Origin of the sequence: Leyella lascolaii, from assembly GCF_900079775.1 — a bacterium.
In the GTDB taxonomy this organism is placed as follows: Bacteria; Bacteroidota; Bacteroidia; order Bacteroidales; family Bacteroidaceae; genus Prevotella; species Prevotella lascolaii.
On record NZ_LT556038.1, the window covers coordinates 582926 to 595829 of the forward strand.

The 12904-nt window shown below is 54.2% G+C and carries 9 protein-coding genes; 6 read left to right on the plus strand and 3 right to left on the minus strand.

What is annotated here, in order from left to right:
- Window positions 1-600 precede the first annotated feature (600 nt).
- Together BN4609_RS08240 and BN4609_RS08245 are read right to left on the minus strand one after the other, a co-directional pair.
- Complete coding sequence (locus BN4609_RS08240; protein WP_068856119.1) at window positions 601-1221, minus strand: LysO family transporter; 621 nt, start codon at window positions 1219-1221, stop codon at window positions 601-603.
- Window positions 1211-1498: a LysO family transporter gene (locus BN4609_RS08245; RefSeq protein ID WP_068856120.1), complete on the minus strand. Its 288-nt coding sequence runs from the start codon at window positions 1496-1498 to the stop codon at window positions 1211-1213. Before BN4609_RS08245 ends, BN4609_RS08240 begins: the two co-directional genes overlap by 11 nt.
- Window positions 1499-2305: 807 nt before the next feature.
- Here BN4609_RS08245 and BN4609_RS08250 point away from each other — a divergent pair.
- The 6 genes from BN4609_RS08250 to BN4609_RS08275 all read left to right on the plus strand — a co-directional run bounded on the left by BN4609_RS08250 (window position 2306) and on the right by BN4609_RS08275 (window position 10244).
- Window positions 2306-3685 (plus strand): MATE family efflux transporter, encoded by a 1380-nt coding sequence (locus BN4609_RS08250; RefSeq protein ID WP_068856121.1) that lies wholly within the window; start codon window positions 2306-2308, stop codon window positions 3683-3685.
- Between the two features lie 233 nt (window positions 3686-3918).
- Window positions 3919-4980, plus strand: coding sequence for an alcohol dehydrogenase (locus BN4609_RS08255; protein WP_068856374.1), 1062 nt, complete (start codon window positions 3919-3921; stop codon window positions 4978-4980).
- 497 nt (window positions 4981-5477) lie between these two features.
- On the plus strand, window positions 5478-6212 hold the full coding sequence (locus BN4609_RS08260) for a hypothetical protein (RefSeq protein ID WP_068856375.1): 735 nt from the start codon (window positions 5478-5480) through the stop codon (window positions 6210-6212).
- Window positions 6213-6277: 65 nt separating this feature from the next.
- A complete protein-coding gene (locus BN4609_RS08265; RefSeq protein ID WP_021992590.1) occupies window positions 6278-6634 on the plus strand; it encodes a P-II family nitrogen regulator in 357 nt (118 codons plus the stop codon).
- A gap of 57 nt (window positions 6635-6691) precedes the next feature.
- Window positions 6692-7948: an ammonium transporter gene (locus BN4609_RS08270; protein WP_068856122.1), complete on the plus strand. Its 1257-nt coding sequence runs from the start codon at window positions 6692-6694 to the stop codon at window positions 7946-7948.
- Between the two features lie 106 nt (window positions 7949-8054).
- Window positions 8055-10244, plus strand: a complete 2190-nt coding sequence (locus BN4609_RS08275; protein WP_068856124.1) for a glutamine synthetase III family protein — start codon at window positions 8055-8057, stop codon at window positions 10242-10244.
- 938 nt (window positions 10245-11182) lie between these two features.
- Here BN4609_RS08275 and asnB read toward each other — a convergent pair.
- The gene (gene asnB, locus BN4609_RS08285) at window positions 11183-12901 is read right to left on the minus strand and encodes an asparagine synthase B (RefSeq protein WP_068856128.1); all 1719 of its coding nucleotides are present in this window, start codon (window positions 12899-12901) and stop codon (window positions 11183-11185) included.
- Between the last annotated feature and the right edge of the window lie 3 nt (window positions 12902-12904).

Below are 12904 nucleotides of genomic sequence, written 5' to 3' on the forward strand. Positions count from 1 at the left end.
CCAAAGAGCCTCTTTCGCATCCCCAAAGAGCCTCTTCCGCACCCTCAAAAAGCCTCTTTCACACCTCCAAAAAGCCTCTTTCACCCCCTCAAAAAGCCCATCCCATCCTCTCAAAAAACCTCTCCCGCGCCTCCAACCCCCGTCCCGCGTCCTCAAAAAGCCTTTTCCACACTCCCACCCCCTCACTTTCTCACCCTCTCACCCTTTCTCACTTCCTCCCCCTCTCACTCTTTCCCGTTTTTCGTTGTCAATATTTTTTACTTCCGGAATGAATAAATATACATTTCAAGCAGGTTAAACCCGAACAGAATATAAGGCTTCCATTCTCATTTCGTACTGCTGTCATCCGGATTGTATTCGGCTTTACAGAAGATGTAGAGGGCTACACCGGGAAAAAGCAGGAGACAATATGACGGCAGCGGTACGGAAGAATAATGAAGAGCTGACAATAAATCTTAAAGGTACAACCGGCGTTCTGATGACATATCTGGGTTAAAACCGGAATACGACACGGCGGAAGCGGTAAGGGAAAAGCATTGGCAGACGACAGTCAGACAGCAAGACAGCCACGGCGGCTGACGGCATGTAAGAGTTTAACCCCTACATGCTGCAGAACAGACTCACGAAGAACGGCACACTCATGTCCACAAGCATGCCGTGCAGGATGGCTACAGGCATCACCTCCTTGCCCGAACAGCGCGTGATGGAAGGCAGCAGCACATCCATCGAGTTAACCCCTGCGGCAGAGATGGGAGCAAGCTTTCCGAAGTAGCGGCGTATGAGAGGAGCCGCCACAAGCGACATCATCTCGCGCATGATGTTGCTCAGCAGGGCTATCGTACCGAGCTCGGTGGCTATCTGCATACCCACCGACGGTTCCTTGAACTGTGTTATCAGTATTGACGAAAGCGAATAGTAGGCGAACCCGCTGCCCACAGCCATGCAGTCGAACACGCTCCAGCGGCTCAGCAGAAGACTCGCGGCGGCAGAGAAAAGCAGCGTGCCCGTGATGGTGGCGACAGGCACAAGCAATATCTTCGGGCTGACATGTCTCAGGCTCTCACGCAGTTCCTTGTTGCCGCCGATGCCCATTCCCACCTGCAGCATGAGCGCATAGAGTATGCAGAGAGATATGCCGTGTATGTCGGCGTCTATCTCAAGATACGCTCCGGCGACACATCCGGCGACGAACATAGCCACAACAGACATACTATTTTTCATTCTTCTCACCTCCTTTCCTGAAAAACAGTCGCGTCACAACGCGCGCTGCGATGACGCTTCCGCTCATTCCGAGTATGGCAAGGACGGCTGCCTGCCATCCGAAACGTCCAAGATTTGATGTTATCACACTGTTTGAGCCTACTGAAAGACCAAGCACGAAGAGCAGCACGAAGATGGTTATGGAGGTGCTCTTCTCTATCTTCTCCAGTCTCTTTCCGTCGCGCAGGAAATGCCCTATAAGCATACCTGCCAACATGGTGAATACTATGCTGAACATGATTTGTGTTTTCTGTTTTGATAAAAATATATGTATAGGATGCCGACAACGGCGCGGCGCACCGGTCAAAGTGGCGGCGCCATAAAGTGTCATGCCTCATCCTGGCGGCACGACTCAATCATATGAAAAGACGGGAAGAAGAATCAGATGAATCCGCTGAACCAATGGACATGCACGGTATGACTGATGTCGGTGCCTCTGTAAAGCCCGCCGTCACGCCGCTTTCCACATATTATATATAATGTATAGTTCATCGGATATCTCTTTTTTTATATTTTCAGATTTCGCAATCGGACGTAAAGAAAACTTGCTTTTACTTTCCCGAGTGCAGTTTTTATTTCGCAAAGCTTATGCAAGCGAGAGGAATAAGAACTTGTTCTTATATTCCCGAGTGCAGATAAGCTTATGCAAAGCTAATGCAAACGAGAGGAAAGAAAACTTGCTTTCACTTTCCCGAGTGCAGATTAGCTTATGCAAAGCTAATGCAAACGAGAGGAAAGAAAGCTTGCTTTGACTTTCCCGAGCGCAGATAAGCTTATGCAAAGCTAATGCAAACGAGCGGAAAGAAAGCTTGCTTTTACTTTCCCGAGTGCAGATAAGCTTATACAAAGCTAATGCAAACGAGCGCAGTGAGAGCTTGCTCTTACACTGCCGAGTGCAGTTTAGCTTATGCAAAGGTAACCATTTTATGCATATTTCACAAATAAATATACAAAAACCATGCCATTAAGGTATATTATCACATGGCGGATATTTGTATAATTGACCCATAAGAAGTAATTTTGTACGTCTTTTCACAACTACGCCATGAGCCGGTTATACGACAAAGGAAATCTCACCGAAGGCGGCATCACCGTCACAATGCTCCGTTTCGCGCTGCCGCTGATGCTCGGCAACCTGCTGCAACAGTGCTACAACATAGCCGACACACTCATCGTGGGGCGTGTCCTCGGACCCGACGCGCTGGCTGCCGTAGGCTCGTCGTATGCCCTCATCGTCTTTGTCACGTCCGTATTCATAGGTCTGTGCATGGGCTGCAGCGCGCTATTCTCCATACACTACGGTGCCCGCGACCTGAAGGCATTGCGCCGCAGCGTGTACTCGTCGATGCTCATCATAGGCGGAACGACGCTCACCCTCAACGCGGCGGCACTCATTTTCCTCAATCCCATAATCCGTCTCATGCAGACACCAGCCGAGGTGGAGCGGCTCACATACGACTATCTGTTCGTCACCTTTTGCGGAATGGTGCCCGTGTGCGTGTACAATTTCTACGCTTTCCTGCTGCGGGCGATAGGCAACTCCGTCGTTCCGCTGGTGTTCCTCGGTGTCTCAGTGGTGCTCAACATCGCGCTCGACCTCACTCTCATCCTCTCGATGGGCATGGGAGTGGAAGGTGCCGCGCTTGCCACGGTGGCGGCACAGACCGTCGCGGCAGCCGGACTGTGCCTTTACACACGCCGGCGCTATCCGGAGCTTAACCTCACACGAGCCGACTGCAAGACCGACATGGAGTCGCTCAGGCGCGTCTCCTCATGGTCGTTTCTCACATGCCTGCAACAGTCTGTCATGAATTTCGGCATACTGATGGTGCAGGGTCTGGTCAACAGTTTCGGCACATCGGTGATGGCAGCGTTCGCCGCCGCGGTGAAGATAGACTCGTTCGCCTACATGCCCGTGCAGGATTTCGGCAACGCCTTCTCAACGTTCATCGCGCAGAACTTTGGCGCCGGGCGCGCCGGACGCATAAGGCGCGGCATCCGCAGTGCCGTCATCGTCACCACACTCTTCTCACTTGCCGTATCGGCACTGGTGTTCTGGCTGTCTCCATGGCTCATGTCGCTGTTCGTGTCTGAGGCTGAAAGCGGGATAATAGCAATCGGTGTGGAGTATCTCCGCATCGAAGGCAGCTTCTATGTAGGCATCGGCTGGCTGTTCCTTCTCTACGGACTCTACCGCGCCGTCGCCCTGCCCTCGATGTCGGTCGTACTCACCGTGGTGTCGCTCGGCACCCGCGTGGCTCTGGCATACGCTCTTGCCGCCATCCCGTCGGTGGGATACACCGGCATATGGTGGTCGGTGCCGATAGGCTGGGCACTGGCTGACATCATCGGACTGTGGTATTACCGTCGGCGGCGCGACACGCTGATGAGTTTCGGAGGATGCCGCATGACCGCTCCGCAATGATCATGGCATAGCGTTGACACAATACATATAAAACATCACTTCATGTTTTTTAAGACACGGCACATGGCAAGTCTTGAAAATATTGCTTATCTTTGAAAAACAGACAGGCACATGTCAAGCGCACAAGACATACGCCTGCACATTGGCATAACAGCGGCTGTGGCATACAGCGGAAACGTCACACGGAGACAGACATTATAATATTGTACAGGAAAAGAAAGGAGACAATCACAATGCTGGCATATACTTACATCGGAAAAGGGCACTTCGCACTGACTGAAAAACCCGTGCCCGAACTGCAGGACCCGCGCGACGCCATCGTGAGGGTGACGCTCGGGAGCATCTGCACGAGCGACCTGCACATAAAGCACGGCAGTGTTCCGCGCGCCTTACCGGGCATCACCGTAGGTCATGAGATGGTGGGCATAGTGGAAAAGACAGGCGCGGAGGTGACGAACGTCAGACCGGGCGACCGCGTGACAGTGAATGTGGAGACCTTCTGCGGCGAATGTATCTTCTGCCGTAAGGGCTACGTGAACAACTGCGAGGACCCCGACGGAGGCTGGGCTCTCGGTTGCCGCATCGACGGAGGGCAGGCTGAGTATGTCCGTGTGCCGCATGCCGGACAGGGACTCAACCGCATACCCGACGGCGTAAGCGACGAACAGGCTCTCTTCACGGGCGACATCCTCGCCACAGGATACTGGGCTGCGCGCATATCGGAGATTGATCCGGACGACACTGTGCTCATCATCGGAGCCGGACCGACGGGCATCTGCACCCTGCTGTGCGTCATGCTGAAGAGCCCGCGACGCATCATCGTGTGCGAGAAATCGCAGGAGCGCGCCGCCTTCGTGCGCAGCCATTATCCCGGAGTGGTTGTCACCGGTCCGGAAAACTGCGCCGCTGTCGTGTCGGAAAACAGTCTCCACGGTGGCGCGGATGTGGTGATTGAGGTGGCGGGGAGCGATGACACGTTCCGCATGGCGTGGCAGTGCGCGCGTCCGAACGCCATCGTCACGGTGGTGGCGCTTTACGACAGTCCGCAGACATTGCCCCTTCCGGACATGTACGGAAAGAATCTCACGTTCAAGACCGGCGGTGTCGACGGCTGCGACTGTGAGGAGATACTGCGCCTTATAGCCGAAGGCAAGATAGACACGACACCGCTCATCACCCACAGGTTCGGTCTCTCGCAGATAGATGAGGCTTACCGCGTGTTCGAGAACCGCCTTGACGGGGTGATAAAGGTAGCCATAAGCAACGACACTCAGACGGGTGTCACAACACCATAAGTACGTTTCGCGACGCCAATGACGGCATCCGCAGCCTGCTGACGCGCCCTACTGGGACACCGGCTCAGCCTCTTCCGCCGCCTTATAATAACGACAACATACATGCAGGACATCATGTCGGTAATGATGTCCTGCATTTTTTATTTTATATACAGCCCCGCCTGAAACAGCGTTTTTCCCATACCTGACAGCCAACACAGACCTTATTCCCAATCAGCCATCGGCATACAGCGCACGCCAAACTTACGATTTGTCATTCAATTTGGATATTTTATTACAATCAGAAAGTCGTTCCCGTCATATGAGAAAGCAACTGTAAGACAGCCGAATTATATTTTCCAAAAGTCAGAATAAATATTATTTCAATTTCATTTATTATTAATTTTGCATCAGAAACGATACAAAAAGACAGATATTATTATATTTTAGTTTCATAAAGACATACAAACCAAGACTCAGGAAACAACATATGCAATAACTTAAAAGGCAAAAGTATGATGAACAACCGTTTAAAAGAGACTACAGTCCTGCTGTTATCATTTATTGCGACCGTGCAGACGGCACACGCACAGGACAGACCCGAAGTATCAGTAGGTGCCGACATAGTGAGCGGATACATCTGGCGCGGTCAGGAACTTGGCGGTTTCAGTGTCCAGCCATCGGCTTCGCTGTCATGGAAAGGACTGTCTCTTTCCGCATGGGGTTCGGCAAGTCTTGAGAGCGAATACGCCAAAGAGTTCGACCTTACACTCGGTTATGCCACAGGAGGATTCAGCATTTCGCTGACCGACTATAGCTTCAGCAAAGGCACAAACTTCAAGAGCGGAAGCATGATAGAAGGCAAATATTTCCATTACGGCAGCCGTTCTACGCTCCATGTGTTTGAGGCACAGGTCGGCTACGACTTCGATGTGGTGGCTGTAAACTGGCATACCAACATCGGAGGGAACGACGGCAGACGCTCAAACGGCAAGAGAGCATACTCCTCCTACGTCTCCGCCACGGCTCCGTTCAGGCTCGGCGGCATAGACTGGAACGCCACAATAGGTGTCACGCCATGGGAGACGACCTTCTACAACAACGGCTGTGACGGTTTCGAAGTGTCCGAGCTAAGCCTCGGGGCGTCCAAGACCATCCGCGTGACCGACAGTTTCGGTCTGCCGCTGTCGGCAAAGGCGATATGGAATCCCGCTACCGAGAACGCATACTTCACCGTGGGTCTGAGTCTGTGAAACTCAATAACGATATCCGGCAACACATCCATACATTATATAATAATATAAAAAGACACATCATTATGAAGAAAATTGAAGCAATCATCCGCCGCACCCGGTTTGACGACGTGAAGGAAGCGCTGCTTGAGGCGGACATTGAATGGTTCTCATACTATGAAGTAAGAGGTGTGGGAAAGACACGAGAGGCGCGCATCTACCGCGGAGTGGCATACGACACAAGCTCCATTGAGCGCATCCTCATATCCATTGTCGTGAGAGAGAAAAACGTGGAGAAGACCATTCAGGCGGTCATGAAGGCGGCATATACGGGCGAGATAGGCGACGGACGCATATTCGTCATACCCGTGGAAGACGCCATACGCATACGCACGGGAGAGCGTGGCGACATCGCGCTCTACAACGCCGAGCACGAGAAATAGCGGCAGACGAGAGAGAAGAAAGCATAAGACAACAACAATAATAAAGTGAACGATATTATGACAACAGCAATACCACTCAATTCAGGAAACACTGCATGGATCATCATGGCGACCGTTCTTGTTCTGATGATGACCATTCCGGGCATCGCCCTGTTCTATGGCGGACTCGTGAGAAGGAAAAACATGCTCAGCGTTATAATGCAGAGCCTCTCCATAGTAGCCGTTATCAGCATCATATGGGTTGTCTTCGGCTACAGCCTCGCGTTCGGATCAGGATTCGACGGAAACCTTTTCCGCTATGGCATAGGCGGATTCGACAAGGTGATGCTCAAAGGAATAAGCCTCGACACCATCACTACGGGCGGCATACCCGAACTGCTCTTCGTCATGTTCCAGTGCATGTTCGCCGTCATAACGCCCACCCTCATCCTCGGAGCGTTCGCCGAGCGCGTGAAGTTCTCGGGCTTCCTGATGTTCACAATACTGTGGAGCGTGTTCGTATACATGCCGATGGCGCACTGGGTATGGGGCGGAGGATTCCTCATGGAGATGGGAGCCATCGACTTCGCGGGCGGTACCGTGGTGCACATCAACGCCGGAGTGTCGGCTCTTGTGATGGCTCTGCTCGTGGGACGCCGCAATGACTACCGACCGGGAAAGCCCATCACGCCCCACAACATACCGTTCGTGTTCATCGGAACGGCACTTCTCTGGCTCGGATGGTTCGGTTTCAACGCCGGCAGCGGACTCGCAGCCGACGGACTGGCAGCCAACGCTTTCCTCGTGACACACATAGCGACGTGCGTCGCGGCAGTCTCGTGGATGACTGTAGACTGGATTGTCAACAGGAAGCCCACCACCGTAGGGGCGTGCACCGGAGCAGTCGCCGGACTTGTGGCGATAACACCCGCCGCCGGCACGGCAGACATTCCGGGAGCCATATGCATCGGACTCGTCGCCTCACTCGTATGCTTCTGGATGGTGGCTGTGGTGAAACCGAAGTTCGGATATGACGACGCTCTCGACGCATTCGGCGTTCACGGCATGGGCGGAATGGTCGGTTCGGTGCTCACGGGGGTGTTCGCCACGAGAGCCGTGACGGGTGACGACGGTGTCCAGGGCGCGCTCTACGGCGACTGGCACCAGCTCTGGGTGCAGACAGCCACGACCCTCATATCAGTCGTCTTCAGCGCGGTGATGACGTTCGTCATATTCCGTATCACCGACGCAGTGTGCGGTATAAGGGTCATGAGACGCGTCGAGGAGGAAGGACTCGATGTCTACGAGCACGGTGAGGCGGCGTACGACATGTAGTATGCAGCACACAATATGATGGCAATTAATTTGGAACATCTGCTTATAAGCAGCTTATTGCAAAACAAGATAAATAACAACAACCAACAAAAACAACACAACAATTATGTCGAGTTTAAGATTCAGAGTAGTTGAAAAGGCTTTTCAGACCAAAGCCAGGGAATTTCCAATACCGGAGGAAAGACCGAGTGAGTATTTCGGAAAATACGTGTTCAACCGCGAGAAGATGTTCAAATATCTCCCGGGCGACGTGTTCGCCAAGCTCGTGGACGTGATAGACAACGGCGCGGCACTCGATAGCGGCATCGCCGACGAGGTGGCGTCGGGCATGAAACGGTGGGCTATGGAGCTCGGAGCGACCCACTACACCCACTGGTTCCAGCCTCTCACGGAGGGCACGGCAGAGAAACATGACGCCTTCGTGGAGCACAACGGCAAGGGCGGAATGATGGAGGAGTTCTCCGGAAAACTGCTCGTGCAGCAGGAGCCCGACGCCTCGTCGTTCCCCAACGGAGGCATACGCAACACGTTCGAGGCGCGCGGCTACAGCGCGTGGGACCCTTCGTCGCCCGTCTTCGTGGTGGACGACACGCTCTGCATACCCACCATATTCATATCATACACAGGCGAGTCGCTCGACTACAAGACGCCTCTTCTGAAGGCTCTCCGCGCTATGAACAAGGCGGCGGTGGACGTATGCCATTACTTCGACCCCTCAGTGAAGAAGGTGTTTTCCTATCTCGGATGGGAGCAGGAGTATTTTCTGGTGGACGAGGGACTCTATGCGGCGCGCCCTGACCTGCTTCTCACCGGACGGACGCTCATGGGGCATGAGGCGTCGAAGAACCAGCAGCTCGAGGATCATTACTTCGGCGCCATCCCGATACGTGTCGCCGCGTTCATGAAAGACCTCGAGATACAGGCTCTCGAACTGGGAATACCGGTGAAGACACGCCACAACGAGGTGGCACCGAACCAGTTTGAGCTTGCCCCGATATACGAGGAGTGCAATCTGGCGGTGGACCACAACATGCTCATAATGTCGCTCATGCGCAAGGTGGCGCGCGCCCACGGCTTCAGAGTGCTGCTCCACGAAAAGCCCTTCAAGGGCATAAACGGCTCCGGAAAGCACAACAACTGGTCGCTCGGGACTGACAACGGCACCGCCCTCATGGCTCCGGGAAAGACGGCTGAGGAAAACCTGCGCTTCATCACCTTCATCGTCAACACGCTTATGGCTGTCTACCGTCACAACGGACTGCTCAAGGCGAGCATCATGAGCGCCACAAACGCCCACCGTCTGGGAGCCAACGAGGCGCCGCCAGCCATCATCTCGTCGTTTCTCGGCACACAGCTCAGTCAGGTGCTCGACCATCTTGAGGTGAGCACCGACGAGGACATGGGTGTTCTGGTAGGCAAGCACGGCATGAAGCTCGACATCCCACAGATACCCGAACTGCTCATCGACAACACCGACCGCAACCGTACGTCGCCCTTCGCCTTCACAGGCAACAGGTTCGAATTCCGCGCCGTAGGGTCGGAAGCCAACTGTGCCAGCGCGATGATCGCGCTCAACACCGCCATGGCAGAGCAGCTCACCGACTTCAAACGCGACGTGGACGAGGCGATGTCTGACGACGTATCGAAGGAGACAGCCATCCTTCAGGTGCTCAGAAAATACATAAAGACATGCAAGCCCATACGTTTCGACGGCAACGGATACAGCGAGGAGTGGAAGGCGGAAGCCGCCAGACGCGGGCTCGACTGCGAGACATCATGCCCCGTGATATTCGACAACTACCTCTCGGAAAGCAGCGTCAGGATGTTCACCTCCACAGGCGTGATGACCAAAGTGGAGCTGGAGGCGCGCAACGAGGTGAAATGGGAGACCTACACCAAGAAGATACAGATAGAGGCGCGGGTGCTCGGCGACCTTGCCATGAACCACATCGTGCCCGTAGCCACGCACTACCAGAGCATGCTCATCAACAATGTCTACAGACTGAAAGAGCTGTTCGACGCCTCTGAGGCTGAGGGAATGTCGGCTGAAAACATCTCTCTCATCCGTGAGATTGCCGAACGCACGGCATACATAAAGAAGCATGTGGACGACATGGTGGAGGCTCGCAAGGTGGCGAACAGAATTGACAACGTGCGCGAGAAAGCCATAGCCTATCACGACACCATCGCTCCGATGCTCGAGCAGATACGCTACCACATAGACAAACTGGAGCTTATCGTGGACGACCAGATGTGGACTCTGCCCAAATACAGAGAGTTGTTATTTATCCGGTAAATAAAGATTCCTTCATTGTTAGTTATTCAACAAGTGATTCCGGGCTGCCGCGAGGCAGTCCGGTTTTTCTTTTCCGTCAGTCCGTTCCGCCTGTCGCGGTATGTAAATGAAATCCTTTTCTTCATACACCGACACGCTTTCAGAATGCCATACACTCATCCGCACACCGCTGTACGCCCTCCGTTCCTCATCCGCACACCCGTCCTCATCCTGTTTGAAGCCTTGTCATGAACGAACCCTCCGCGTATTCCGTAAAACAGGAAAGTGACATTGTTTTAAAAAACATAGAACAATAAAGAACCATGACAGCCGGTCATCACACAACAGACATGCTCCGGAAAATGCATAAACATTCATTTTCATGGTAAAAAAATTTGACAACGGAAAACTGGAAAAGGGGAGATGGGGAGAGAGTGAGGAGGGGGTGAGAAGGTGAGAAAGTGAGGGGGTGTGAGTGTGGGAAAGGCTTTTTGAGGACACGGGACGGGGTTTGGAGGCGCGGGAAAGGGTTTTTGGTGGTTCGGAAGAGGGTTTTTGAGGGGATGGGATGGGCTCTTTGGGGGTGTGAAAGAGGCTCTTTGAGGGTGCGGGAGAGGCTCTTTGGAGAGGCGGAATGGGCGGTACGGATTATTGGGATGATGCAAATGGCTGATTGTCAATGACGTATGCAAAACGCTGAAAACTCGCGTATTTGTGCCCGAAGAGGCATGAGGACAGAAAAACGGCGGTATTTTCAAGTTACGGTGAATATTTATTCACGACGCCACGGTGTGTTCCGTATATTTATGCAGAATCTCTTTCTCCGCCCGCACACGTCAGTTTACAGAAAAAGTCCTGTCCGAGCCGCACCGGAACATACCTCCGATGACAGTCACGTACAGGACAGACAACTATTGATGTATCACAAAATAAACAATCAGCCGTGCGGAGGCTGACCTCTAATAAGCATCCTCATGCACGCCGCTCACGGCTCTTCCGCTCGGCTCGTTTACGCCTGCGAACGAGTCGTCCCACGCAAGAGCCTCAGCCGTGGAGCACGCCACGCTCGGCACGCTGGGCACGCTGCGGGCGGCACTCTCGCTCGGAAAATACTCCTCGAATATGCTGCGGTAGTAGTATTCCTCCTTGTTCATCGGAGTGTTTACGGGGAAACGCTCCGCCGCGCGCGCCATCTGCCCGTCGCTCACAGCCTTCGACGTGACGTCCTTCAGCGTGTCTATCCAGCTGTAGCCCACCCCGTCGCTGAACTGTTCCTTCTGTCTCCACGCCACACTTTCGGGCAGCAGGTCGCAGAAAGCGTCTCTCACAATCTTCTTCTCAATGGTTTTGCCGGGGCACATCTTCACCGAAGGGTTGAGCCGCATAGCCGTGTCGAGAAACTCCTTGTCAAGAAACGGCACCCTGCCCTCCACTCCCCACGCCGACAGAGCCTTGTTGGCGCGCAGGCAGTCATACAGATACAGCTTCGAGAGCTTGCGCACCGTCTCCTCGTGGAAAGCCCGTGCGTCGGGTGCCTTATGGAAATAGAGGTATCCGCCGAACACCTCGTCGGCTCCCTCTCCGCTAAGCACCATCTTTATGCCCATGCTCTTTATCACCCTCGCGAGCAGATACATGGGGGTGGATGCGCGCACAGTGGTGACGTCGTATGTCTCGATGTAGTATATCACATCGCGCAAGGCGTCAAGCCCTTCCTCTATTGTGTAGTTTATCTCATGGTGCACCGTGCCTATGTGAAGAGCCACTTCGCGCGCCTTCTCAAGGTCGGGCGAGCCCTTCAGTCCCACCGCGAAGCTGTGCAGCTGCGGCCACCATGCTGCGTTGCGCCCGCCCGTCTCTATGCGGCGCGCGGCGTATTTCTTTGCCAGAGCCGATATCACCGAGCTGTCGAGACCACCCGAGAGCAGCACACCGTAGGGCACGTCGCTCATCAGCTGCCGCCTCACCGCACTGTCGAGAGCCTCGCGCAGGTCGGCGGTCTGCCTTGCGGCGGCATCCTCCCCTGGCGCGACGCGCGTATGGTTCACCGCCTCCGGAGTGTAGGTGAGCCTCACATTGTCATATTCCGTCCACTCTCTCCTGTACCAGCGTCTCATCTTCCCCTCGCGGCTCCAGTAATAGTGTCCGGGCAGGAAGGGCTCGTAGCTCTCGCACACACCCTCGAGAGCCTTCAGCTCACTGGCGCAGCAGACGCGCCCCTCGCTGTCTTTGCCGATGTAAAGCGGTATCACCCCGATGGCGTCGCGTGCGATGAGATACTCGTCCCTCTCCTCATCATAGAGCGCGAAAGCGAATATTCCGTTCAGTTCCTCGATGAAGTCCACGCCCTTGTCGCGGTAGAGCGCGAGTATCACCTCACAGTCGCTGCCCGTGCCGAAAGCGTATTTTCCGGCATAGCGCGCGCGTATCTCGCGGTGGTTGTATATCTCCCCGTTCACTGCGAGAATCTGTTTTCTGTCGGGAGAGAACAGCGGCTGTCCTCCGCTTTGCGGGTCGACTATCGACAACCGTTCATGACACAGTATGGCAGACCGTCCGCAGTAAATGCCGCTCCAGTCAGGTCCGCGGTGCCTTATCTTCCTCGACATGCCGAGAGCCTTTGTCCTCAGCGCGCCCACGTCGCCCTTTATATCAAATATGGCAGTTATTCCACACATACG

What these genes read in the sequence shown, in the direction of transcription:
- asnB (WP_068856128.1), bottom strand. Translation starts at nt 12,901, where the DNA reads ATGTGTGGAATAACTGCCATATTTGATATAAAGGGCGACGTGGGCGCG.
- BN4609_RS08260 (WP_068856375.1), top strand. Translation starts at nt 5,478, where the DNA reads ATGAACAACCGTTTAAAAGAGACTACAGTCCTGCTGTTATCATTTATT.
- BN4609_RS08270 (WP_068856122.1), top strand. Translation starts at nt 6,692, where the DNA reads ATGACAACAGCAATACCACTCAATTCAGGAAACACTGCATGGATCATC.
- BN4609_RS08240 (WP_068856119.1), bottom strand. Translation starts at nt 1,221, where the DNA reads ATGAAAAATAGTATGTCTGTTGTGGCTATGTTCGTCGCCGGATGTGTC.
- BN4609_RS08255 (WP_068856374.1), top strand. Translation starts at nt 3,919, where the DNA reads ATGCTGGCATATACTTACATCGGAAAAGGGCACTTCGCACTGACTGAA.
- BN4609_RS08275 (WP_068856124.1), top strand. Translation starts at nt 8,055, where the DNA reads ATGTCGAGTTTAAGATTCAGAGTAGTTGAAAAGGCTTTTCAGACCAAA.
- BN4609_RS08265 (WP_021992590.1), top strand. Translation starts at nt 6,278, where the DNA reads ATGAAGAAAATTGAAGCAATCATCCGCCGCACCCGGTTTGACGACGTG.
- BN4609_RS08250 (WP_068856121.1), top strand. Translation starts at nt 2,306, where the DNA reads ATGAGCCGGTTATACGACAAAGGAAATCTCACCGAAGGCGGCATCACC.
- BN4609_RS08245 (WP_068856120.1), bottom strand. Translation starts at nt 1,498, where the DNA reads ATGTTCAGCATAGTATTCACCATGTTGGCAGGTATGCTTATAGGGCAT.